We start from the raw sequence: 23,321 nt of genomic DNA, 5'->3' as shown, positions 1-23,321 counted from the left end.
ATAAAGCGTACAGAACCTCAATTTTGTTTTGATTGACCGTTCAAATCTAAAAACTCTTTCGATTGGCGCGTTTCAACAGGTATTTTGATAAATTCTTTATAGCAAGTATTTAAGTATAAAAACAGATTAGTTATTTGCTTATAAGTTTTAATATCCGGTGTATAAAGAATAATAAAGTTAGTCATTTCCTGCCCGCTGATGGGTAGATAATCTTTTAAGTTTTGAGCAGAAAATATCTGTCCTATCTTTGCCTGCAATTGAAATTCCTGTACTTTATTATCGCTTTTTTCATTAAGTCGTTTATTCCATAATTTTAATGTAACGCCGCCCACATAATTGCGATTTTTATCAGTTGTGTAAACAAGGGTTTCCCCGCCAAATGGTGCCAGTAAAGGCGGAAGGCCTAAATACCCCAGGTTCATTTTTGTGCTTTTTATGTTTACATCATCCAGCATATTTACCAGTAAAAAAACCTCTGCATCCTTTATTTTGGTTAAATAAACTGTATCTGCCAAATACCCTATGCCTGAATATACAATCTTATCCCCCGGTTTTGCTGCGATAGAAAATTTACCAGCTGTATCAGACAAGGTGGTAGCGGAAGTATTTAAATTTTCAATACGTATATAAGGAAGATGTTTCCGTGTTTTATATTCAAATATCCGCCCGTTTAACCTATTCTGGCAATTAGCACTGTTGCTAATTATTAGGGCAATAATGACAATTGCGCTACTGAGAAAGCACCTGTATTTCCATTTATTTATTTGCCCGGGATTGATTGTATGCATTGGCATGATAAACTAAGTGGACAATAATAACATTTTGATTATAAGTAATTTATTACCCAACTTAAATTTAACAAACGTTAACATTTTAGATTAAAAACATCTGCAAACAAAAGCCCTTTTCAATTATGAAAAGGGCTTAACAATCAATCAATATAATAAATGGTTATTTATTCAATGTAAAATCAGGCAGGCTGATCTTTTCGCCGCCATTCATGGCCGACTCGTGCGCTAAAATACCTACGCAGGTAATATTTGCCGATTGCCGCGCATTAGGGAATGGCTGACGGTTTTGCACCAACGCCTGTACAAATTCATTAACCAAATGTGGATGCGAACCACCGTGGCCCGATCCCTGTATAAATGAAAGGTGTTGGTTACTATCTGCATCATATACACCACCTGTAGTAAATGATTGTATCTCCTCAGGCAATAAATGTGCGTAATCAGGGATGATTACTTTTTCAGGTGTTTCGCCGGTATGTATAACAGATTGCTCATGCTCAATTAACGTCCACTCGAAAGATTTTTTTGAACCATATACATCAAAGCTCTCGCGGTATTGGCGGGCAGTATTAAATAATGAGCGTGTTACCTCGGCAGCCAAATCAGAATCTTTAAACTTAATATGGCAGCTTTCAATAGCGAAAGGCGAACCGTATTTGCTGATCAGGTTTTCGTCAATAGTACCAGACCCATAGCAGGATACATATTCGGCATCGGCACCTGCTAACGCTACTACCGGGCCCACGCAATGTGTAGCATAGTGCATTGGCGGCAGGCCTTCCCAATAGCCCGGCCAGCCAGCCATTTCCTGTTGGTGCGATGCGCGCAGGAACTGTAGTTTACCCAGTTCACCTTTTTCGTATAATTCCTTTACAAATAAAAACTCGCGGCTATATACTACGGTTTCCATCATCATGTAGGTCAACCCGGTTTCTTGAACGGCCTCAACAATCTGGCGGCATTCTTCAACTGTTGTAGCCATTGGTACGGTACAAGCCACATGCTTGCCTGCCCTTAATGCTTTTATAGATTGCTCTGCATGGTTTTGTATAGGCGTATTGATGTGTACGGCATCCACTTTCGGGTCAAGCAGTAATTCATCATAATTGGTATATCTTTTTTCAATGCCAAAAGCATCGCCTACTTCATTCAGCTTTTTCTCATCGCGCTGGCAAATGGCATACATATTAGCGTTTTTATGACGCTGGTAAATTGGAATAAACTCGGCTCCGAAACCTAAGCCGATTATAGCAATGTTAATTGTTTTGTTCTCCATGATATATTATAAACTGTATTGTTGAATTTTAGCCGGCTGTGCCGCCCATTGTTTTAAAAATGCCAGGCCATCAATAGCAAATTTGTCCTGGCTCTCGGCCAAAGGATGCCAGATGCATACCGCCTGTGCCAACTCTTTATTTTGTGGTGTAAAGCTTTCTATGGATATAGCGCCCTGGTAATTGATCTCCTCCAAAGCGGTTCTATAAGCGTTCCAGTTGGTTTGGCCCGTACCCGGTGTGCCCCGATAATTATCGGCTACCTGTACGTGTATCAATTTATCGCCTGCCAGTTTTATGGCGGCTTCTAAACTTGGCTCTTCAATATTCATATGGAAACCATCCAGTAATATTTTTGCAGACGGATGATCAATATCTTTTATCATTCTTACCACATCTTCGGCTGTATTAACCAGGTCAGATTCAAAACGGTTAAGCGGCTCTAAAGCGATGTCTAATCCGCGTGATGCAGCCATCTCGCATACGATCTTTAGGTTTTTTACAGCCAGGTCCCACTCCTTTTTCCGTTGCTCGGGCGGCAGCATACGTGCCTTGCCAACAGCCGAATACATAGGGCCCGCAAAAAACGAAGTTCCCCATAAAACACAAAGGTCCATACACGCCTCAATGTATTTAAAGCAGTTGGCATGAACGGCAGTATCTTCATTAGTCAAATCGCGGGTGGGGCCAAACGCTCCGCATACAATGGCTCTAAGCCCGTAAGTGGCTAACGCTTGTTTAACTTTTTGTCCATCTATAATTTCTGGGTCTTCAACCGCTATCTCCACGATATCATAACCCATGCCGGCTATTTTGGCAAAAAGCTCATCAATAGACGAAGTTTGGAATGGCGATGTCCATAACCAGGTACTTACACCAAATTTTAATTGTAATGACATATAGCAGATGGTTAGATGTGTATAATATCCTCTTCCTGTCGCTTTAACAGTATGACCTTATATCCACCCCTTGACCGGAAATATAAAATCAGCCCTAAAAAGCTAATAAACATAATGATAGGGAATACCAATACATTTTTTAAGGCTTCTTTCCTGGCGCCATCCTGTATAGTTTTAACTGCCTCCTGCTCTTCAGTACCCGCTGCAGCAAGTTTGGTTTGATCCAACCCTTCGTAATCGCCAAAAACGCTTGTTTTTTTCTCCGTTACAAAAGTAGAGTGGATAGCCGTATTGTTTGCCGCATCATAGCTGGCAATGTTTCGGTCGATGGTTTTATCCTGCATAAAGCCTAAAATACCGGCACCTATAACTCCGGCGGCTATCATACCCAATCCCCCGGTAATGTTAAGTGTTAACGCCCCGCCTTTAGGAAAACGCTCAGACACCATACCCAGCATGGTTGGCCAGAAGAACGTTTTGGCTATGCCGTAAATAGTAGCGGCTACCAATATCATTACTCCCGAAGAAACAGATAAAAAGTACAAGCCAACTATCGCTATTGCCGAACATATGGCCAGCAAACCCGGTGATGAAAATTGATGCGATATCGGCCCTGCAAAAAACCTTAACACCAACATAATTAACGAGGTATATACCAATACCCAACCTGCCTGTAAACCAATTTTTTGGGTTTCGGGCGTCATTAGGTCAGATATCCAGCTATCAGTACCTAATTCGGTAATGGCTAATGGAATCATTATTAAAAGGAAAATAACAAACAGTGGCTGCCCCAAACTGCGTGTATACAAACCAAAGCCCGCGGCAATTATCAATGTTGCAATAACGCTTACTGTGGGCGACCAGCCAATTACTGCACCCAACTGAAACACAATTAAAGCCGTAATAATAAGGGCACCTAACGCACCAACTTCCTGCAACATTTCTTTGTAGGATACACCAGCCTGCACACGCTCATTAAGCGGAAATTTGCAGAAGAAAGTTATTACAGCGTATACTACTGTAGGTATAAATATCAATGCTATTTTGTATACCCAGGCAGTATTTTCGCCTATTAACAAACCCATTATACCGCCTAAAACCAAACCGCCGGCCCAGCCCGCATGCAGGCGGCTAAGCCATTTTACTTTGTCTTTAGGAAACATAGTTGCAACTACCGGATTGGCTACGGCCTCAACAGTTCCGGCTGCAAGGGCGGCAATAAATGTGCCTATGTATAATGACCAGTACCCGGTTGCAAAAATGGTAATTGTAGTAGATGTAAGGTGACAAATTACCCCAAATATCATGGCTGTTTTATATCCAATTTTATCAATGATCAAACTGAACAGCACAATACTGATAGCAAATGGCCATAACCCTACCCCGGATATTTCGCCCAATTGGGTTTGTGTTAAATTAAACTCATGGCCCCAGGTTGGCAATACTATGGCGCGCAATACAAAACCAAAGGCGGTGGTTACTAACGCGATAAAACACGCGTAAAATATTTTCATATCAGGAGCAGCAGTAGTAGCTGCTCCTGAATTATTTTTTTGAGCTGTCATATTTATTGAGTGACAAGGTTTATCAAATTATCTGGCCGGGCGAGGTGGCGCCGGAGTAACAGTCATAGTACCATTCATTATCCGCCAGTGACCCGGGAACGAACAAATGAAAGGATATTCGCCAACCTCTTGCGGAACCCTAAACCTCATTTTAATAGTTTCATTAGGGTTGATCAATTTAGTTGCAAATAATACCTCAGGCATTTTAGGTATGTAATTCATTTCAATACCTTTAGGATCCTGTGCCAATTTATCAGCAGCTTCGCCTACTTTATTCAAGCTTCCTTTTTGCAGTACCAATAGGTTGTGCTGCATAAAATCAGGGTTAGTAAATTCAAATTCAATTACACTACCTGCTGCCGCTGTAAAGTTTTTAATATCAAACTTCATCTCGTTTTTAATAACGCCTATTTTAACGGTTTGAACCCTATTTGCAGGAATACGGGCAAGTGCATCCGACTCGGCTTTTTCTTTGTTTTTAGCTAGAATACCCTCTGCAGCACCTTTTACATGTTTAGCAATAGCTACATCTAAAGCTAAAGCTATCCATTGGTCGTTTGCATTTTCAGGTAATTTTTGCGCGGCCAATAACGCTACACCAAGCGCATCGTTTTGAGGCAGATCAGCAATAGCTAATATAGCAGCCAATCGGGTGTTTAGGTTAGTTTCGGCCAGCATATTTAATCTTTGTATAACAGCAGATGTTTTTTCGGTTGGAGGCAATACCTGCAAAGCGGCTTTACGTACGCCCGGTGCCGGGTGCCTTAATGCTACTTCGGCAGTAGTAATAGCTTCGGCATTTGATCCGTCCATTAAACCTAAACCATGCAATGCCCATAAAGCATGTACTGCAGCGCCATTAAGATTAATTTCATCAACCCCCTGATCTCTGATCAACTCATAAAGTTTAGGTGCAATAGCTTTGTTGCCCGACTCAACAATTAAACGCTGAGCAGTCATTCGCCAAAACATATTATCGCTTTTTAAACCTTTTATCAGATCATCAGGGTTGTTTTTATCTAATTTTTTAATGTCAGATGGCTTAGCGTTTTTGTAAACTATGCGGTAAATACGTCCGTGAACACGATCACGCAACGGGTTTACGTACGCATTACCTTTACCATTCTCAAATCCTTTTGGAACCGGGTTGTGCTGAATGATGTAGTTATACCAATCGGCAAACCAAACCGCACCGTCAGGACCTACTTCTGAGTGTACCGGAGCCATCCATTCATCGGCACTGGCCAATAAACTCCATCCGTCTTTTTCTTTAAAGCCCGAGCCATCTTTTTCCAAAATAGCCCGGTGAATAACACGTGCGGTGGGCTCGTTAACAAATCCAATTCTGTTCCAGTATTCTTGAGGGAAGTTACGCGCAGTATATAAGTTGTGTCCGGCTCCGGCAGTAAAACCGTCAAATACGTCAACCTGGCGCAGGTTTTTAGTAACTGCGTGTACACCATAGTGCCCATCAATTTTTAATATAGAAGTAGCCGGCTGCACACCTGTTGTGCTTAAATAACGGTAAGGAATACCTAAATAATCGCTATGCGAGTTATTGGCTGTTGATATGAACACGTTGTTATCTTCAGAAAAAGCAATACCCCAGGTATTATTACTCATATTACCCAAGTGCTCCATCCATTTGCCATCAGGCGAAAAACGGTAAGCGGCATTACTCATTCTAATTTGTTTTCCGCCGACAGTTCCGTTAAAACCTGAGTAACCTACTGTACCCCAAATGGTGTTATCAAAACCATAATGCAAACTTGAAGCAACCGCGTGGGTATCATTAAAGCCCCAGCCGGTGATAATATTTTCTCTTATATCAGCTTTATCATCGCCATTAGTATCTTTCAAAAATACAGTGTATGGTGCCTGTGCTACTATTACACCACCATTGGCAAATACCATACTTGTAGGTAAATTCAGTTTATCGGCAAAAATGGTAAACTTATCAGCCTTGCCGTCTCCATTGGTATCTTCACATATCTTGATACGGTCCTGGCCCTGGTCTTTATTTTCTAATACAGTATTAGGATAGTCCACAGTTTCAACTACCCATAGGCGCCCGCGCTCGTCCCATGCCATAGCAATAGGTTTTTGAATATCTGGCTCCTGTGCAAACAACTCCAATTTAAAGTCAACAGGTATTTGTGTTATTAACTGCGACTCTTTTGGAGACATTACCGCCTGTAGTTTTGGAGCCGGATCACGTTTTTCATAATTAGGGATATCTGCTACAGTATAAACACCTTGTGGTTTTTCCAGTTTAGAAAGGTCTTTTGCTGCATCTTTACCAACTGCCCATAATATGCCATTATAAACTAATTTTTGGAAACCGGGATTATTGAAGGTTTTGATATCATGTCCATATGCGGTGTAAAACACACGGCCCTTGCCATAAGTATTTGTCCAGGTATATGGCTCGTGGTGATCGCCTTCTACACGCTCGGTTAATACATGTATTTCAGGGTTGATCTTGGTATGTACATAGGTTTCATCCCAGGTAGTAAAAGGGGTGAAATTTTTGGTTATCTCGTGCTTTTTATCCACAATGGTCATATCAAAATCGCCGGTTTTATGCGATTTGAACTGGCCGCCTATTAGCTTTACCACTTCATCATTATTGCGAAAGCAAAACGATGCAGAGTGCAGTGGGATAAATCCTTTACCGCTTTTAACAAACGACAACAATGCATCGGCTTGTGGCTGCGTTATATTATCATAATTAGCATAAACTATTAAGCCATCGTACTTAGGCAGCGTGGTGCTGTTAAGGTCGTTAATATTGGTAGTATAGGTAATGTTAATACCACTTTTAAAATACTCCTTTGACAGAATTTCAGCCAATTTTTCCGAATCGTGGTTTTTAGCCACATGTCCCAAAAACAATAATTCCAACCTGCGTGGCGGGGCACTTTTAACAAAGGCACCATTAAAACTAACAATAGCCACAATGCAAATTGCGGCAATAGCCAAATACTTTTTCATGAAATTTTATTTAAGTAGGTTTATACTTAGTGTGAATATAGCAAATATGGTTAATATAGCTTTTTGTTTTTTATCAATAAATGACTGTATTTTATCGTAATTAGCATTACATTTACTTTAATTAATGCAATAATCGCTTATGAAATCAGCCCTTCATAAATCACCTATTGAAGATAGTAGAATTTTTATTGCTAAGGAGTTAAATGAAAATCACTTTGATCCTATCTGGCACTCACATTCTGAGTATCAACTATTTGTAACTATTAAGGGCACAGGCACACGATTTATAGGTGATAGCATTAAATCATTTGGCAATAATGAGCTGGTGCTAACCGGTTCAAACCTGCCCCATTTATGGCGCAGCGATGAGCGTTATTTTAATAAGGATAGCGCCTTAAAGGTAAATGGTATAGTAGTTTACATGCAGGAGAATTTGCTGGGCGATCATTTAATGGAAAAGGAAGAGATGATGCTGCTAAAAAAGCTGTTCAAAAAATCGGCCCGGGGGCTGGAGTTTTATGGCGAAACCAAGCAACAGGTCATAAAAATGCTGAAAGAACTGGTGCAATTAAGCGGTTTAGATAGTTTGATACATTTATTAAAGATACTTAACCTGTTGGCCCATACTAAAGAGTACCATTATATATCCACCACCGAATATGCCAATCCTTTTAAGGAAGATGAAACGGCACGTATGAATAAAGTGTACGAGTATGCTTTAAAAAACTATCGTAAAAAAATACATCTGAATGAACTGGCCGAGCTGCTACATATGACACCAACATCATTTAGTCGCTATTTTTCAGTAACCCACAACAAAGGTTTCTCTAAATTCATTACCGAGCTGCGTGTTAAACATGCCTGTAAATTATTGACAGAAACGGACCAAACTATATCGGCAATATCCAATAAATGCGGATTTAAAACATTATCCAACTTTAATAAGCTTTTTAAAGAGGTGATGCACAAAAAACCATCAGAATATAAAAAGGAATTTTTGGAGATTTAATTGCTATTTGCCTGAATATTTTATTTTAAATATGGTGCCTTTAACATCATCTGCTACATACAAGGCACCATCCGGCCCCTGGGCCAAACCACATGGACGATACCTAAAAACCAAATTCCCTTGTTCTATGGGAGAAAAATTATCGGCAAATATTTCCCATTTACCGGACGGTTGGCCGTTTTTAAAAGGCACAAAAGCCACCAGGTAGCCTTTCTTCATTTCGGGCGATTGGCCGTGAAAAGCCATAAAAGCACCATTGCGATATCGTTCCGGGAACATTTTACCCGTATAAAAAAGCAGGTCATTTGGCGCGAAGTGAGCCGGTATAATAACAGATGGCTGTAGGTATTTTACATCCGGCGATCTTTTTCCATCTCCTCCGTATTCTGGTGATTGTACGTATTTTTTTTGAAAGTGATCGTAATATGCAAACGGCCACCCTGCATCAACACCTTGATGCAATTCGTACAACGCTTCGGCTGGTAGTTGGGATACCTGTTGGTCAGTATAGTATTGCGGATACTTATTATCTAAACTGCGACCATGTTGGGTAACAAAAATACTTTTGGATACCGGGTTCCAATCAATACCTACCGAGTTTTTTACACCTGTAGCAAACCTGGTACCATCGGCATAAGTTTGGTCAAACTTATCGGCCCTAAATTTCCATATCCCGGCTACAGAATCCAACAACGGGCAGCCCGGTATACCTACAATGGTTCCCTGCGCACGGCAAGCATCCGAATAAGAGCCTATGGCCACATACAGGTTATTATTATCATCAATTACAAATGATTTAGCATTATCCGCACGCTTATCAACCAATCCTTTAACCAGCAGTTCGGGCTTTTCAGTATCTATAACCTCGTTTTTTGCATTGAGCTTATAACGGTATATAGCACTATTGGAGGAGGAATATAAATATCCGTTCTTTATTTTAATACCGGTACCCGGGTAGTCGCCAAAGCCTGCCTTTGTTTCAAAAAAGCCATCGTTGTTAGTGTCTGTTAAATAATATAACCCTTTGCGGCTGCGGATAGAATTTTCCTTAATGTAAATATTGCCGTTGGCGGTAACCTCAAGGTGTCTTACCGGTCCAAGCGAATCAGCCACTATTGTGGCTGAAAACCCTTGCGGCAATGAAAGGTTAGCAGGGAGTGGGTTTTGCTTTTGGTTAATAGTTAAGCTGGTTAAGGCGGCCAATGTGGTAATTGCGCCCGCTATATAAAGTGCTGTCTTATTCATGTTTATAATTGGAACACCAAACTTATGAAAACATAGGCAAATAGCGTCTGCTTTTATTGTTTTACAAATACTACCAGGCAAGCCGAAATAATTTATCTGTCTATCAATAACTTATACTAAATTTATACACACAGGCAACCTTTTGAAAGGTTTTGTCGTGATAACTATATAATAACGGAATATACCTAAACAGGCTAAACCCCCATGGGTGATGAAGAGCTACATCAACTGGTACGCGGCTGTATAAGCCATGACAGGAAAAGTCAGAAAATGCTCTATAAGGCATTTTATGGCTTTGCTATGGCTATATGTTTACGTTATGCCGGCAACAGGGATGACGCTGCCGAAGTAATGAACCAGGGCTTTATGAAGGTGTTTACAAAAATTGAAACTTTCGATGCCTCACGACCATTTAAAGCCTGGCTGGGGCGTATAATGATGAATGTTTCTATTGATCATTATCGAGCCAACCTGAAAATGGTGTACGCGGAAGACCTGGAAAATGCCGACCATGTAAATGACGGCACCGTTACAGATAGTAATTTAAACTACCAGGACCTTTTAGCCATGGTACAACAATTACCACAAGCCTATCGCACCGTATTTAACTTATTTGCCATTGATGGCTATTCGCATGAAGAAATTGCGGAGATGCTGAATATTAACGTAGGCACATCAAAATCAAACCTGTTTAAGGCAAGGCAAAAGTTAAAGCAAATGATATTAACATCCAATTATCCTACAAGTAATAGTGATTATAACAAGGGGGTGGATTTTACATCGGTAGTAGCTATAAATGCAGCTACAAACCCGATATATTATAATAATGGCATACAAGAATGAAAGAGGAACAGGATATAGATAAAATTTTCAGGCAAAAGCTTGGTGAGCCGGTTAACCAACCCGCTTACCGGGAAGATGACTGGAATGCGCTTGAGCAATTACTTGACGGGGGCAAAAAACGTCGCGGTGTTGTTTACTGGCTACCTGTTTTGAGCAGCGTGGCTGCCCTATTATTACTAGTTTTAGGCTGGTGGTTATTTAAACCGCAAACTACCGATGATACGCAAAAGCCCAAAAAACAATTAGCAAAAGTACAGCAGCTAAAAAAACAACAAACCGCAAATACCGATGAACTTGTCGCCAAAAATAACGCAACAGAGCCAAATGTAATTGGTATAGCGCCATTACAAAAAGGTGCCGGCAATATTTTACGCGTCCCTGCGCAACAGGTGCCGGCAAATAAGGGTTTTAGCAGGATATCAGGAGTTACAAACGGGGGTATGCCTATTGTTATAACCCCGGTTATTGCTCCTGATAAAAACGCCTTGCCGGAATTAATGGCGGTAAAACCCGGCCTTCAAATTAATACAGTTGCAAAAACCGGCAAGGTATCAGTTAAAAATATTATTACTAATGACTATGCTAAAAATTTAGCCATACAACGAAATAAAGTTACGCTCACATCAAGCCTTAGCCACCCACAGTTTGCATTGACTGTGATGGGCGCGCCGGATATTAATGGGGCAAACTCGTTTCAACAAAGCAGAACCGGAACCAACGTAGGATTATTGTTTTCAATAGGCATTAATAAGTTAACGCTTACTACCGGGGTTGCTTATTCATATAAACCTTATAATACCCCTTTTAATGGTTTTCAAAATAATGGGTATACCTATAAAAGTGGATATAATTTTAGAGCCAATCCAATAAATGTGTTGGCAGATTGCCGCATGCTGGATATCCCACTTAATATTGATTACCAGATTTTTAATAAAAATCAAAATAAACTTAGCATTGGTACAGGCTTATCATCATACATCATGCTGAAGGAAAGCTATAAATATGAATATGCTGATCCTGCTGCCGTGGGGCCACACGGGTACAGTATCGCGTCGCCGGGTAAATATTTATTTGGAGTACTTAACCTGCAGGCTACTTATAAACGGCAGGTTAACGCCAAAGTTGGTGTAAGCGTGCAACCCTATTTGAAACTTCCGCTGGGCGAGGTTGGCGCCAGCCAGGTAAGGCTGCAATCGGCCGGGGTAGCCATAGGCTTAAGCTGGAACATCAATTCATTAACAAAACCATAGTTATGAAATATATCCTAATTGTTTTTTTGACTTGCATTGGTGCCTATACCCTGGCAGCACAGGACCTATACACTTGTAAAAATGCTAATATCAGCCTGTTCTCGTCTGCACCATTGGAAGATATAGCTGCTAATACCGCAGCGGGCACATCCGTTTATAATGCCGCTACCGGCGAGTTGGTATTCAGCGTTAATATTAGCTCGTTCAGGTTTAAAAAATCATTAATGCAGGAGCATTTTAACAGCGACTACATGGAGAGTGATAAATACCCTAAAGCTACCTTTAAAGGAAAGATACTTCAGCAAATTGATGTTACCAAAAATGGCAGTTACCCGGTAACTGCAACAGGCGAACTGGACATACATGGCGTTAAACAAATCCGCACCATTCCGGGTAGCATCACTGTAAATAATGGCAATATAACTATGGCTTCAGAATTTGTGGTTAAATGTGTTGACCATCATATTGACATCCCAAAAATTGTATTTCATAACATTGCCGAAACCATAAAAATGAATGTATCCGCAACTTATACACCGGTAAAAAAATCATAAATCGACCACATAAACTTCACAATCATGAAAATCGCCTTAAAACATACCCTTATTTTATTGGCCCTGCTGGCTACAGGTATTAACGTTAAAGCCCAATCTGCCGAGTCACTTTTAAAACAAATGGAGGAGCCGGAAACAGCAAACCGTGTAGTAATATTTAAAGCGAGCCGCCTGGTAAACCAGCGAACTACCGAAATGATAAAAAAGCAAAATTTAAATTTTTTGATCATTCACCGCTTTGGTGACATTGCCGGAAACCTTGGCGGCCCTCAAACCGCATTTGGATTGGATAGGGTAAACGATGTATACTTCGGGTTTGAGTATGGCATAAGCGATAAGTTAAATATCGATTTTGGCCGTAGTACCATAGGGCAGTTACTGCAATTAGGTTTAAAGTACGCGGCACTTCAGCAAACGTCCAACAACAGTTCGCCGGTAGCATTAACATTCATAGGCGAAGCGGGGATACGCCCGTATGGCAATTTCCAAACATTTGAAGGCCGGGCATCTTACCTACTGCAGGCAGCTATAGCACGTAAATTTTCGCCGGGCTTATCCTTGCAGTTATCCCCAACTTTTGTACGCAACAATACGCCCTACCCGTTAATGGCCGGCAGTGAGCAGCAATTTTTTGCTTTACAGGCAGCAGCCCGTATTGGGTTAAGCAAACGCATGAGCGTATTGTTGGATTATGCACACACCTTCTCTGATCTGCGAAATAACAACATAAACTTCCAGGACCCGATAGGCGTAGGATTAGAAATGGAAACCGGCGGGCACGTATTTACCATAAACGTTACCAACACCAACGCTATATCAGGCATCAATTATTTAAGCAATCCGGCATACCGGTTCTCGCAGGGCCAATACCGTTTAGGCTTTACTATTTCAAGGATGTTTGATTTTGGACCCAAGAAAAAATAGCCCTTTCCCTATGTTAAATACGGCCCCTTTTCCATACGGAAGGGGCTTTTTTATTATACCTCATTAGCCACCTTTGCAAACTTGTTTCGGTACTCTATGGGCGTAAGTCCGGTTATCTTCCTAAAAATATCTCGGAAAGCTTTGGTATCGGTATAACCCACATCATACATCACTTCAGTTACATTTTTACGTGAAGCTTCAAAAAACTTTTTTGCGGCTTCTATACGTACGCGTTGTATGTACTCAATTGGTGTGTTGGTGGTTGCATCCTTAAACCGTCGCTCAAAAGTGCGGCGGCCAATATTTACCAGGTTGGCCAAATCCTCTACCGTGATCTTGTCTTCGTAGTTTTTTTCTATATAGTCCTGTACTTTTTGAATGTCTGCATCGCCATGGTTCTTCTGTCCTTTAAATATAGCAAACTGCGATTGGCTATCCCTGCCAATGTCCAACGCAAAATACTTGGATATCATTACTGCCGTTTCACGGTCAGAAAATTTCTCAACCAAATACAGTATTAAATTCCACAAACTGCTTGCTCCTCCGCTACTGTAAATGTTACCATGCTCGGTTATTACGGCACCGTCCTCTACCTCTATTTGCGGATATTTCTCTCTAAACTCGGTAATATGCGCCCAATGGGTTGAGCATTTTTTTCCATCCAACAAACCTGTTTCGGCCAATAAAAAAGCGCCTATACATAAACTGGCCAAACTGGCTCCGTTTTGATGCAGGGATTTGAAATAAGGTATGGCTTCGGCATTGGCCTCAATTCCTGCAAGGGTATCGCCATAGGTGGGGGGTATAATTAACAGGTCGGTATGGGTAACATCCTTAAGCAGCCTGTCGGTTTTTATGGTGTATTCGCCATTGTTGGCTGGCACATATTCATTAAGGCCCACATATTCCACGTTAAAAATGGGCTTTTTGCCAAATACGGTTAAAAACTCATTGGCCGTGTTAAAAGTTCTGAATGGTGGTGTAATCGCTTCTATTACACCATACTGCGGAACAAATACTGAAATTTGCATAAATTTAAATCTTGATTAAAGATATAAATATGTTGTCGTAATTCACCCCTTAATTGTCGCTTTTACAACAGCCCGAGTTTTTCAGCCTGCCGCATCTTTGTATTATACATTAAACCAAAAAATTAAATATCATGAAAAAGAACAAAACCCTATTTTGGATAGCTACCATCATCATTGTCCTATGGGAAGGTGTAATGCCGCTTGGCGTAATCCTGTTTGCACCACAATATGCTACTGTAGGTTCAAGGGATTTGGGTTACCCTGATTACTTTGGCTATACCTTAATTATTTGCAAGGTACTGGGAGTTTTAGCCATAGCTATCCCGGCAATTCCGGGTAAGGTAAAGGAGTGGGCGTATGCAGGTCTAACCTTTAATTTACTATTTGCTTCCATCAGCCACGCCTGTGTAGATAAAAATATTGGCTATGTACTGATGCCGCTGGCATTCCTGGGTATTTTGGCTGTATCTTACATCTACGGTAATAAGCTACGTACCAATAGCTAAGCCATTATCAACAAAAAATTAACCAATTAAAAATCAAAGACATGAAAAACAACTCAGTTTCATTACACAGGGTGCTTACAGCAAGCCCCGAGAAAGTATTCCGCGCATTTTCAGATCCATTGGCACATGCATCATGGATACCCCCTTACGGCTTTTTATGCCAGGTGCATCAAATGGATTTTAAGGTGGGTGGTCATTTTAAAATGAGCTTTATCAATTTCGGTACAGGTAATGGTAATTCATTTGGCGGCGAGTATTTAGATATAAAACCAAATGAGTTTATTAAATACAGCGATAAGTTTGACGACCCCAATTTACCCGGAGAAATGATCACCACTGTTTCACTTAAACAAGTAATATGTGGTACCGAAATTAAAATAGAGCAAACAGGTATACCTGAAGCTATACCTGCCGAAATGTGCTACCTGGGCTGGCAGGAATCATTAGAAAAATTGAAAAAGCTGGTTGAACCCAACATCCCGGATGCTTAAATTTTAAACCTATGCTGCTTCAAAATAGCGAAAAATTAACAGGCGGGATATTTATAACCTTTGCCGGCAACTGCAAAAAAGCGCTCACGTTTTACCATACCTGTTTTGGCGGCACGTTGTATTTTGAAACTTTTGCTCAAGAATTGCACGGCTATAAAGAAAAACCGGTAATTAGCGGCTCATTAGTAGCCGATAATATTGTGATACATGGCTCGGACCTGGTACATAACGAGGGCAGAAAAATCGGGAATTATCTCTCGGTTTTTCTGCCGTTTAAAAATGCTGGAGACAGAAAGGCTTTTATTGATAAGTTAAGCTTGGGCCGCAAGGAGTTACCGGCCATAAATGATAAAGATCAAACATTGGTTGAAATAACTGATGCTTTTGATGTGCGGTGGGTGTTGGGGGTTTATTAACTGCACCTCCCAACCATGTTTAAAAAAGTGCATTAAAAAAGCCGCTTAACTTTTGCTAAGCGGCTTTGTAGCCCGTAGGGGAATCGAACCCCTGTTTCTAGAATGAAAATCTAACGTCCTAACCCCTAGACGAACGGGCCTTATTACTTAATAGTAACCCCTATTTTGGGATTGCAAAGATATACGTTTAAAGATAATTTTAAAATAAACTTTCAAAAAAAATTTATTGCTTTTACTACCAGCTCTTTATAAGTGGCAATTTTACACCTTCCAAACAAAAACGCTCCTGTAATATTATAATGGTATAGTTATTAAACCTATATTTATTTTAATATAATCTTACAGCAAATACCATGAAAGCAGTTTGGAACAACCGGGTTATTGCCCAAAGTGATGATACCGTAGTGGTTGAAAACAATCACTATTTCCCAAAGGAAAGTGTAAAACCCGAATATCTAAAAAACTCAGATACGCACACCACCTGCCCATGGAAAGGGCTGGCGTCTTATTATACTTTAGCTGTTGACGGTAAAGAAAATCCCGATGCCGCCTGGTATTACCCTGAGCCAAAGGAGGCAGCAGCACAAATTAAAGATCATATTGCCTTTTGGAAAGGCGTACAAATAACCCAATAATATGCAGCAATATGATGCCATAATAATTGGCGCCGGGCAGGCAGGCGTTCCGTTAGCTAAAAAACTGGCTAATGCGGGCAAAAAAGTGGCGCTTATTGAAAAGCGCTGGGTAGGCGGTGTATGCGTTAACGATGGTTGCACACCTACTAAAACCTGGGTGGCCTCGGCAAGGGCGGCTTACATGGCGGGGCATAGTGGGCATTTAGGCATTAGTATAAAAAACTATAAATTAAATATGCGCCTCATTAAAAAGCGCAAGGATGATATTGTACTTAACGCCCGCAACGGCATCCAAAAATCAATGGAAGAGATCAAAAACCTCGACCTGATATATGGAGAGGCCACATTTACCGGCGAAAAAACTTTAGCTGTTGATTTAAACTCGGGCGGCCATAAAGAAATGAAAGCCGGATGGATTTTTATTAATACCGGCGCAAAAACCGTTATACCACCTGTGGAGGGCTTAGAGGATACCGATTACTTAACCTCCACATCCATATTAGAACTGGATTATGTACCTGAGCATTTACTAATTATTGGTGCCAATTATATTGGATTAGAGTTTGGGCAGATGTTTAGGCGGTTTGGTAGTAAGGTTACCCTTTTAGAGCGATCACCCCGCATACTCTCCCGCGAGGATACTGATGTGGCCCAAGCCGTACATCAAATTTTAGTAGATGAAGGTATTAAAATACATACCGGGGTACAGGTTAATAATTTTAAAAAAACAGCTAAAAAAAGCATAAAAGCCACTATAGGTGTTGGTGGCAAAACCAAAACTATTAAATGCTCGCACGTACTGGTAGCTGCCGGACGCTCACCCCAAACAGATACCCTTAACTTAAAAGCCGCCGGCGTTAAAATTGATGATAAAGGTTTTGTTAAGATAAATGACAAACTGGAAACCAACGTGCCGGGCATTTATGCTTTAGGTGACGTAAAAGGCGGTCCCGCGTTTACGCACATTGCTTATAACGACTATACCATTGTTTATCGCAATTTGGTAGAAAAGCAAAACCTGTCTATTAAAAACCGCCCGGTACCCTATTGTATGTTTACCGACCCACAACTGGGCCGAATAGGCATAACCGAGGATGAGGCCAAAAAACAAAAGCTAAAAAATATAAAAACAGTAGTTTTACCCATGAGGGGCGTGGCCCGTGCAGTTGAAATGGGCGATACCCGCGGCTTGATGAAAGCCATAATCAATACCAAAACCAAGAAGATTTTGGGTGCGGCCATTTTAGGAACCGAAGGCGGCGAAATTGTAAGCGTATTGCAAATGGCCATGGAAGCCGGAATGACGTACGAACAGGTAAGATATTTTGTATTTGCACACCCCACATATTCCGAATCATTAAATAACCTGTTTATGCGGGTGGATGTATAACGCCTATGATCAAAGCGGTACAATTAAGCAAGTTATTTGGCAATATAAAGGCCGTTGATGATATCTCGTTCGAGGTAAAGGAGGGCGAGAACCTGGTTTTGCTGGGCACCAGCGGTTGTGGCAAAACTACCACGCTTAAAATGATCAACCGGTTGATAGAGCCAGGCAGCGGGGAAATTTATATCGACGGTAAAAACATTCTACAACAACCACCCGAAGAACTGCGCCGGTGTATTGGTTATGTATTGCAAAACAATGGACTGTTCCCCCATTATTCCGTAGCCGAAAATATTGCCATTGTACCCCAGTTATTAAATTGGGATAAAGCCCGGATTGACAAAAGGGTGAGCGAGCTGATTGAAAAACTACACTTATCGGCCGAATACTTAAATAAATACCCTAACCAGTTAAGCGGCGGGCAACAACAGCGTGTGGGGCTGGCAAGGGCATTGGTGGCCGATCCGCCGGTGCTGTTAATGGACGAACCTTTTGGCGCGCTGGATAATGTGACCCGCTCAAAAATTCACGATGAATTTAAAGGTTTGGATGAACTCAAACGCAAAACCATCATGATGGTTACCCATGATGTACAGGAAGCCTTTGAACTGGGCGACCGCATTTGTTTAATGGATAAGGGAAAGATCATCCAATCAGGCACGCCAGCCGAATTGCTATTTACCCCTGCTAATGCTTTTGTAAAGGAGTTTTTAAAGGACCAGCGCCTGCAGTTGGAGTTTAAGGCAATTACCCCCGATGGGCACCCTGGCATGAACTTATGGGAAACTTTGGAACAATTGAAATTTGATGGCACACCAGAGGGTAAAATAGAATATGAGCGATTGATGGCTGCATTTTATAAATCTAAAACAGAGCACCCCCATGGATGAGCAACAACAAACCTTGTGGGGCTTTATGACGCAGCAGAGCGATAAGCTGGCAACCCAAACCTTGCAGCATATCGGGCTTACGTTTATATCATTGCTCATAGCCGTTTTGATTGGTTTACCCTTAGGTATTTTTATCGCTCGTAAAACAAAATTATCCGGACCCGTTTTGGGTGTGGCTGGTGTTTTACAAACTATCCCCAGTATTGCTTTATTGGGTTTTATGATACCCTTACTGGGCATTGGCGCCAGGCCGGCTATTGTGGCTTTATTGCTTTACGCCTTGTTACCAATCATCCGCAACACTTATACCGGCATTACCGGGGTTGATGCGGCAGTAAAGGAGGCCGCTGTTGCTATGGGCATGAGCAAATGGCAAATACTATTAAAGGTAGAGCTGCCGCTTGCTATGCCCGTTATTTTGGCCGGTATCCGCACCGCTACGGTCATCAATGTGGGTGTGGCTACATTGGCATCATACATTGCCGCTGGTGGCTTAGGCGAGTTCATTTTCGGCGGCATATCTTTAAACAATACCAATATGATACTGGCAGGTGCCATACCCGCCGCCCTACTGGCTATTATATTTGATTTTTTGCTGTCGCGATTGCAAAACCTTAACCTCAAAAAGTTAAAAAGGGCTACTGTAGCATTACCCGTTGTGTTGGTGGTGATGGCATCTTTTTATTTTATCCCGTCGGCTTATGGGAGTAAGCTTACCGCGGGTTTTACACCCGAGTTTATGGGGCGGCAGGATGGTAACCTGGGGCTGCAAAGCAGGTATGGTTTAAAAATACATACCATAGTTATTAGTGACGCGGTAATGTATAAAGCCGCTTTTGAAAAGGAATTGGATGTCATCAGCGGCTATTCCACCGATGGCAGATTAAAAGCCTATGGGCTGGTAGTTTTGGATGATGATAAAAAGATATTCCCGCCCTATTATTGCGCGCCAATTGTAAGAAACGAGTCTCTGCAAAAATTCCCGGACCTCGAAAAAACGTTAAATCTGCTGTCGGGCCAAATAAATGATAGCGTAATGACCGAATTAAACTATCGTACCGATTATCTTCACCAAACGCCCGAGCGGGTGGCTAAAGATTTTTTAGTATCGAAAAAATTATGGAAACCGGAGCGCGATGGCAACAACGGGATCGTGCGCATCGGCTCCAAAATATTTGGCGAACAATATATTTTGGCAAACATTTACCGTATGCTCATAAAAGGTTATACCGATTATGATGTGGCTACCAAAACAGGCTTAGGCGGTACCAAAATTTGTTTTGACGCGCTAACCAATAACCAGATTGACTTGTACCCTGAATATACCGGCACCGGTTTGCTGGCTATAATACAGGCAGATAAAAAAACGCTAGACGCTTTATCGGTAGATAAGGATAAAACCTATGCCTATGTTAAAAACGTATTTAATCAGCGTTATCAAATCAAATGGCTACAGCCAATTGGGTTTAATAATGCCTATGCTTTAATGATGCGGCAAAAACAGGCATCAAATTTGAACGTTAAAACCATATCCGACCTGAAAAGGTATTTGGATAGTAAATAATATAAATGGATATCATTAACCGCTACCAGCAAGTACGTAAACGAACAGAAACTATATGCAGCCCTTTACAAATTGAGGACTATGTGGTGCAGCCTGTAGTTGATGTTAGTCCGCCTAAATGGCATATTGGGCATACTACCTGGTTTTTTGAAACCTTTATTTTAAAGCCCTACTTTATGGGCTACCAGGAATATGACCCCGATTATAATTTTGTTTTCAATAGTTATTATGAATCGGTAGGCACCCGGGTGATCCGTACAGATAGAGGTAATTTAAGTCGCCCAACGGTTAACGAGATCTATAAATACCGCGAGTACGTAGATGAAGCTATGGAAAAGTTTCTTTGTACCGAGCCATCTGCAGAAGTTAAGGAACTGCTGATACTTGGCCTTAACCACGAGGAGCAACACCAGGAGCTTTTATATACTGATATTAAATACATATTGGGTCATAATCCGCTGTTTCCGGCTTATGATAAAAGCTATGTATCGCCAAAGGCAGAGGCAGTTGAAAGCGGCGAATTTATCCAAATGAACGAGGGCGTTTACGAGATAGGTTTTGAAGGCGAAGGGTTTTGCTTTGACAATGAATTGAACCGCCACAAAGTTTATTTAAATACGTTTGAAATAAGCCCCAATCTGGTAACTAACGAAGAATATTTAGAATTTATAAACAGCGGCGGCTATCATGATTTTCGCCACTGGCATGCCGAGGGTTGGGATTGGGTAAAGAATAATAAAATAGAAGCTCCGCTGTACTGGCATGTCATTAATGACGAATGGTATAATTATACTTATAACGGCTTAGGGCCAATTAAACCTCACGACCCGGTTTGCCATATCAGTTACTATGAGGCGTATGCTTATGCGGCCTACAAAGGGCTAAGATTACCAACGGAATTTGAGTGGGAAGCAGCGTCATCAAAATTTAAATGGGGTAAAAGCTGGGAGTGGACCGAAAGCGCGTACCTGCCCTATCCCGGTTTTGCCAAAGCGCCCGGCGCCATCGGCGAGTATAACGGCAAATTTATGGTAAATCAAAAAGTATTACGCGGCGCGTCTGAGGTTACGTCACCGGGGCATAGTCGTAATACATACCGTAACTTTTTTGCACCTTATTTACAATGGCAATTTACGGGTATACGCCTGGCCAAATAAATATACCCTCTACTACTATGGATATATCTACACAACAAACCCAAAGCCAAACCAAGCAATTTTACGCCGATGTAATGGCAGGGCTGCAGGCATCGCCCAAGTATATGCAGTCAAAATATTTTTATGATAGTGCGGGCGATAGGCTGTTCCAGGATATTATGAATTGTGATGAATATTATCCTACTGATTGCGAGCTGGAGATTTTTGCTGAACAAACAGCGGACTTAGCTAACGCGATACTGGTTGGCGGCGATGGCTTTGACCTGATAGAGTTAGGTGCCGGGGATGCCACAAAATCATCTTACCTGCTACAACACTTGTTGGATAAAAAGGCCGACTTTACTTATTTGCCCATAGATATATCGGACCACGTAATTGATTACCTGAACAGCACCCTGCCGGTTACCTTACCTGGACTAAAAATAGACGGCCTTAACGGCGATTATTTTGACATGCTTAAAAAAGCAGCCGAACGCTCAAACAGGCGCAAGGTAGTTTTGTTCCTGGGATCAAACGTAGGTAATATGCCGGTGAGTGCCGCCGAAAAATTTTGCCAGGAACTGCGCGATCATCTTTCGCCCGGCGATATGGCACTGATAGGCATCGACCTGAAAAAAAATCCTAAAACTATATTGGCCGCGTATAACGATAAAGGTGGCATCACCAAAAAATTTAACCTTAATTTGCTGGAACGTATTAACCGCGAATTGAATGCTAATTTCAACATTTCGCAGTTTGACCATTACCCTACTTATGATCCTGAAACGGGGTCATGCAAAAGCTATTTGGTTAGCCTTACCGATCAAAGCGTAACAATAAATAGTGGCGAACCTATCCACTTTTTAAAGAACGAGCATATTTTTATGGAGATATCTCAAAAATATACCGTTACCCAAACAGATCACCTGGCCAAATTGGCGGGTTTTAAAACCGACGGCCATTTTTACGATAAAAAACACTGGTTTTTAGATGTAATATGGATAGCCCAATAGTGTATTAGTAACACAAAAAATACATTATTACCGATCTTAATACTATTTTTGGCGCGGATAACCCAAACTGAAGTATTAAATAATGGAAAGATTCTCGTTAAAAGATCAGGTAATTATTGTAACCGGAGGCACCGGAATATTGGGTGATGCCTTTATTAAAGGCATTGTAGCGGCAGGCGGTGCAGTAGGCATATTGGGCCGAAATGAAACCCTGGCTACACAACGTGCAGATGCCGTTAATGCTTCAGGAGGCAAAGCTATTGCCTTGATAGCTGATGTATTAAACGAAGAGCAGTTACTTGCTGCAAAAACCAAGATACTTGATAAATTTGGACGTATTGATGGCCTGGTAAATGGTGCGGGTGGCAATATGCCCGAGGCTATTGTTCAACCGGGATCGGATATATTTAACATGAATATGGATGGCCTTCGCCGCGTAGTTGACCTTAATTTATGGGGAACCATTATACCTACCCAGATATTTGGTGAAGCCATGGGTAAAAATGGCAAAGGCAGCGTAGTAAATATATCATCAATGGCACCGCAGGGTGTAATTACCAAAGTTTTGGGTTACAGCATAGCTAAAGCCGCTATTGATATGTATAACAAATGGTTTGCTGTTGAGGCCGCTTTAAGGCATGGCGACAAAATAAGAATGAATGCCATTGCACCGGGTTTCTTTTTAACCGAGCAAAACCGCACCTTGTTAACCAATCCTGATGGCAGCTATACCGAGCGTGGTAAACTGGTTTTACAAAACACCCCATACAAACGCTTTGGCCAGCCCGAAGAATTAATAGGCGCCCTGATATATTTATTAAGCGAAGAATCAAAATTTGTAACCGGAACCATCTTGAACGTAGATGGTGGTTTCTCGGTATTTAGCGGAGTATAGGTTAAATAA

22 protein-coding genes and 1 tRNA gene are annotated in these 23,321 nt (G+C 41.4%); 15 read left to right on the top strand and 8 right to left on the bottom strand.

From position 1 onward, the window contains the following. Positions 1-17: 17 nt before the first annotated feature. From ACYVJ6_RS00190 to ACYVJ6_RS00170, 5 genes are all read right to left on the bottom strand, one after another. A complete protein-coding gene (locus ACYVJ6_RS00190) occupies positions 18-590 on the bottom strand; it encodes a hypothetical protein (RefSeq protein WP_460692026.1) in 573 nt (190 codons plus the stop codon). A 361-nt stretch (positions 591-951) separates the two neighbouring features. Next, positions 952-2,067: a Gfo/Idh/MocA family protein gene (locus tag ACYVJ6_RS00185; RefSeq protein WP_460692025.1), complete on the bottom strand. Its 1,116-nt coding sequence runs from the start codon at positions 2,065-2,067 to the stop codon at positions 952-954. A 6-nt stretch (positions 2,068-2,073) separates the two neighbouring features. Next, complete coding sequence (locus ACYVJ6_RS00180) at positions 2,074-2,964, bottom strand: sugar phosphate isomerase/epimerase family protein (RefSeq protein ID WP_460692024.1); 891 nt, start codon at positions 2,962-2,964, stop codon at positions 2,074-2,076. A gap of 11 nt (positions 2,965-2,975) precedes the next feature. Then, positions 2,976-4,529 carry an MFS transporter gene (locus tag ACYVJ6_RS00175; RefSeq protein ID WP_460692023.1) on the bottom strand — a complete coding sequence of 518 codons (1,554 nt, stop codon included), beginning with the start codon at positions 4,527-4,529 and terminating at the stop codon, positions 2,976-2,978. A gap of 27 nt (positions 4,530-4,556) precedes the next feature. Further along, positions 4,557-7,523: a PVC-type heme-binding CxxCH protein gene (locus tag ACYVJ6_RS00170; RefSeq protein WP_460692022.1), complete on the bottom strand. Its 2,967-nt coding sequence runs from the start codon at positions 7,521-7,523 to the stop codon at positions 4,557-4,559. A 139-nt stretch (positions 7,524-7,662) separates the two neighbouring features. On the opposite strand from ACYVJ6_RS00170, the gene ACYVJ6_RS00165 reads away from it, so the two are divergent. Next, the gene (locus tag ACYVJ6_RS00165) at positions 7,663-8,532 is read left to right on the top strand and encodes an AraC family transcriptional regulator (protein WP_460692021.1); all 870 of its coding nucleotides are present in this window, start codon (positions 7,663-7,665) and stop codon (positions 8,530-8,532) included. Positions 8,533-8,535: 3 nt separating this feature from the next. Here the strand turns inward: ACYVJ6_RS00165 and ACYVJ6_RS00160 are convergent, their stop codons facing one another. After that, positions 8,536-9,777, bottom strand: a complete 1,242-nt coding sequence (locus ACYVJ6_RS00160) for a PQQ-dependent sugar dehydrogenase (RefSeq protein ID WP_460692020.1) — start codon at positions 9,775-9,777, stop codon at positions 8,536-8,538. A 204-nt stretch (positions 9,778-9,981) separates the two neighbouring features. Between ACYVJ6_RS00160 and ACYVJ6_RS00155 the strand changes: the two genes are divergently transcribed. The 4 genes from ACYVJ6_RS00155 to ACYVJ6_RS00140 are packed head-to-tail and all read left to right on the top strand — an operon-like array spanning position 9,982 to position 13,348. Next, positions 9,982-10,620 (top strand): RNA polymerase sigma factor, encoded by a 639-nt coding sequence (locus tag ACYVJ6_RS00155; protein WP_460692019.1) that lies wholly within the window; start codon positions 9,982-9,984, stop codon positions 10,618-10,620. Continuing rightward, positions 10,617-11,870, top strand: a complete 1,254-nt coding sequence (locus ACYVJ6_RS00150; RefSeq protein ID WP_460692018.1) for a porin family protein — start codon at positions 10,617-10,619, stop codon at positions 11,868-11,870. Before ACYVJ6_RS00155 ends, ACYVJ6_RS00150 begins: the two co-directional genes overlap by 4 nt. A gap of 2 nt (positions 11,871-11,872) precedes the next feature. Further along, positions 11,873-12,424 (top strand): YceI family protein, encoded by a 552-nt coding sequence (locus tag ACYVJ6_RS00145; protein ID WP_460692017.1) that lies wholly within the window; start codon positions 11,873-11,875, stop codon positions 12,422-12,424. Between the two features lie 24 nt (positions 12,425-12,448). Continuing rightward, positions 12,449-13,348: a DUF5777 family beta-barrel protein gene (locus ACYVJ6_RS00140; protein ID WP_460692016.1), complete on the top strand. Its 900-nt coding sequence runs from the start codon at positions 12,449-12,451 to the stop codon at positions 13,346-13,348. Positions 13,349-13,401: 53 nt separating this feature from the next. Here ACYVJ6_RS00140 and ACYVJ6_RS00135 read toward each other — a convergent pair whose 3' ends face one another. Next, the gene (locus ACYVJ6_RS00135; RefSeq protein WP_460692015.1) at positions 13,402-14,379 is read right to left on the bottom strand and encodes a GlxA family transcriptional regulator; all 978 of its coding nucleotides are present in this window, start codon (positions 14,377-14,379) and stop codon (positions 13,402-13,404) included. Positions 14,380-14,510: 131 nt separating this feature from the next. Between ACYVJ6_RS00135 and ACYVJ6_RS00130 the strand changes: the two genes are divergently transcribed. The 3 genes from ACYVJ6_RS00130 to ACYVJ6_RS00120 are packed head-to-tail and all read left to right on the top strand — an operon-like array spanning position 14,511 to position 15,792. Further along, the gene (locus ACYVJ6_RS00130; protein WP_460692014.1) at positions 14,511-14,885 is read left to right on the top strand and encodes a DoxX family protein; all 375 of its coding nucleotides are present in this window, start codon (positions 14,511-14,513) and stop codon (positions 14,883-14,885) included. Positions 14,886-14,926: 41 nt separating this feature from the next. Then, positions 14,927-15,376, top strand: coding sequence for an SRPBCC family protein (locus ACYVJ6_RS00125; RefSeq protein ID WP_460692013.1), 450 nt, complete (start codon positions 14,927-14,929; stop codon positions 15,374-15,376). Positions 15,377-15,387: 11 nt separating this feature from the next. Next, on the top strand, positions 15,388-15,792 hold the full coding sequence (locus tag ACYVJ6_RS00120) for a VOC family protein (RefSeq protein WP_460692012.1): 405 nt from the start codon (positions 15,388-15,390) through the stop codon (positions 15,790-15,792). Between the two features lie 68 nt (positions 15,793-15,860). Here ACYVJ6_RS00120 and ACYVJ6_RS00115 read toward each other — a convergent pair. Next, a tRNA-Glu gene (locus tag ACYVJ6_RS00115) sits at positions 15,861-15,932 on the bottom strand. A gap of 213 nt (positions 15,933-16,145) precedes the next feature. On the opposite strand from ACYVJ6_RS00115, the gene ACYVJ6_RS00110 reads away from it, so the two are divergent. The 7 genes from ACYVJ6_RS00110 (at position 16,146) to ACYVJ6_RS00080 (ending at position 23,312) form a co-directional block, all read left to right on the top strand. After that, positions 16,146-16,427, top strand: a complete 282-nt coding sequence (locus tag ACYVJ6_RS00110) for a DUF427 domain-containing protein (protein WP_460692011.1) — start codon at positions 16,146-16,148, stop codon at positions 16,425-16,427. A gap of 1 nt (position 16,428) precedes the next feature. After that, a complete protein-coding gene (locus tag ACYVJ6_RS00105) occupies positions 16,429-17,817 on the top strand; it encodes a mercuric reductase (protein ID WP_460692010.1) in 1,389 nt (462 codons plus the stop codon). Positions 17,818-17,822: 5 nt separating this feature from the next. After that, entirely contained in the window at positions 17,823-18,704 is an 882-nt protein-coding gene (locus tag ACYVJ6_RS00100; protein ID WP_460692009.1) for an ABC transporter ATP-binding protein, read from the top strand. Next, positions 18,697-20,268, top strand: coding sequence for an ABC transporter permease/substrate-binding protein (locus ACYVJ6_RS00095; protein ID WP_460692008.1), 1,572 nt, complete (start codon positions 18,697-18,699; stop codon positions 20,266-20,268). Before ACYVJ6_RS00100 ends, ACYVJ6_RS00095 begins: the two co-directional genes overlap by 8 nt. 5 nt (positions 20,269-20,273) lie before the next feature. Further along, positions 20,274-21,425 carry an ergothioneine biosynthesis protein EgtB gene (gene egtB / locus ACYVJ6_RS00090; RefSeq protein ID WP_460692007.1) on the top strand — a complete coding sequence of 384 codons (1,152 nt, stop codon included), beginning with the start codon at positions 20,274-20,276 and terminating at the stop codon, positions 21,423-21,425. Positions 21,426-21,442: 17 nt separating this feature from the next. Next, complete coding sequence (locus ACYVJ6_RS00085; RefSeq protein WP_460692006.1) at positions 21,443-22,417, top strand: L-histidine N(alpha)-methyltransferase; 975 nt, start codon at positions 21,443-21,445, stop codon at positions 22,415-22,417. 82 nt (positions 22,418-22,499) lie between these two features. Continuing rightward, positions 22,500-23,312 carry an SDR family oxidoreductase gene (locus ACYVJ6_RS00080; RefSeq protein ID WP_460692005.1) on the top strand — a complete coding sequence of 271 codons (813 nt, stop codon included), beginning with the start codon at positions 22,500-22,502 and terminating at the stop codon, positions 23,310-23,312. Positions 23,313-23,321 lie beyond the last annotated feature (9 nt).

Source organism: Mucilaginibacter puniceus, from assembly GCF_054783175.1.
This window is presented reverse-complemented; position numbering and strand designations above follow the sequence as displayed.

What these genes read in the sequence shown, in the direction of transcription:
- ACYVJ6_RS00105 (WP_460692010.1), top strand. Translation starts at nt 16,429, where the DNA reads ATGCAGCAATATGATGCCATAATAATTGGCGCCGGGCAGGCAGGCGTT.
- ACYVJ6_RS00160 (WP_460692020.1), bottom strand. Translation starts at nt 9,777, where the DNA reads ATGAATAAGACAGCACTTTATATAGCGGGCGCAATTACCACATTGGCC.
- ACYVJ6_RS00110 (WP_460692011.1), top strand. Translation starts at nt 16,146, where the DNA reads ATGAAAGCAGTTTGGAACAACCGGGTTATTGCCCAAAGTGATGATACC.
- ACYVJ6_RS00120 (WP_460692012.1), top strand. Translation starts at nt 15,388, where the DNA reads ATGCTGCTTCAAAATAGCGAAAAATTAACAGGCGGGATATTTATAACC.
- ACYVJ6_RS00130 (WP_460692014.1), top strand. Translation starts at nt 14,511, where the DNA reads ATGAAAAAGAACAAAACCCTATTTTGGATAGCTACCATCATCATTGTC.
- ACYVJ6_RS00095 (WP_460692008.1), top strand. Translation starts at nt 18,697, where the DNA reads ATGGATGAGCAACAACAAACCTTGTGGGGCTTTATGACGCAGCAGAGC.
- ACYVJ6_RS00145 (WP_460692017.1), top strand. Translation starts at nt 11,873, where the DNA reads ATGAAATATATCCTAATTGTTTTTTTGACTTGCATTGGTGCCTATACC.
- ACYVJ6_RS00100 (WP_460692009.1), top strand. Translation starts at nt 17,823, where the DNA reads ATGATCAAAGCGGTACAATTAAGCAAGTTATTTGGCAATATAAAGGCC.
- ACYVJ6_RS00140 (WP_460692016.1), top strand. Translation starts at nt 12,449, where the DNA reads ATGAAAATCGCCTTAAAACATACCCTTATTTTATTGGCCCTGCTGGCT.
- ACYVJ6_RS00185 (WP_460692025.1), bottom strand. Translation starts at nt 2,067, where the DNA reads ATGGAGAACAAAACAATTAACATTGCTATAATCGGCTTAGGTTTCGGA.
- ACYVJ6_RS00175 (WP_460692023.1), bottom strand. Translation starts at nt 4,529, where the DNA reads ATGACAGCTCAAAAAAATAATTCAGGAGCAGCTACTACTGCTGCTCCT.
- ACYVJ6_RS00180 (WP_460692024.1), bottom strand. Translation starts at nt 2,964, where the DNA reads ATGTCATTACAATTAAAATTTGGTGTAAGTACCTGGTTATGGACATCG.
- ACYVJ6_RS00085 (WP_460692006.1), top strand. Translation starts at nt 21,443, where the DNA reads ATGGATATATCTACACAACAAACCCAAAGCCAAACCAAGCAATTTTAC.
- ACYVJ6_RS00080 (WP_460692005.1), top strand. Translation starts at nt 22,500, where the DNA reads ATGGAAAGATTCTCGTTAAAAGATCAGGTAATTATTGTAACCGGAGGC.
- ACYVJ6_RS00155 (WP_460692019.1), top strand. Translation starts at nt 9,982, where the DNA reads ATGGGTGATGAAGAGCTACATCAACTGGTACGCGGCTGTATAAGCCAT.
- ACYVJ6_RS00135 (WP_460692015.1), bottom strand. Translation starts at nt 14,379, where the DNA reads ATGCAAATTTCAGTATTTGTTCCGCAGTATGGTGTAATAGAAGCGATT.
- ACYVJ6_RS00125 (WP_460692013.1), top strand. Translation starts at nt 14,927, where the DNA reads ATGAAAAACAACTCAGTTTCATTACACAGGGTGCTTACAGCAAGCCCC.
- ACYVJ6_RS00150 (WP_460692018.1), top strand. Translation starts at nt 10,617, where the DNA reads ATGAAAGAGGAACAGGATATAGATAAAATTTTCAGGCAAAAGCTTGGT.
- ACYVJ6_RS00170 (WP_460692022.1), bottom strand. Translation starts at nt 7,523, where the DNA reads ATGAAAAAGTATTTGGCTATTGCCGCAATTTGCATTGTGGCTATTGTT.
- ACYVJ6_RS00165 (WP_460692021.1), top strand. Translation starts at nt 7,663, where the DNA reads ATGAAATCAGCCCTTCATAAATCACCTATTGAAGATAGTAGAATTTTT.
- egtB (WP_460692007.1), top strand. Translation starts at nt 20,274, where the DNA reads ATGGATATCATTAACCGCTACCAGCAAGTACGTAAACGAACAGAAACT.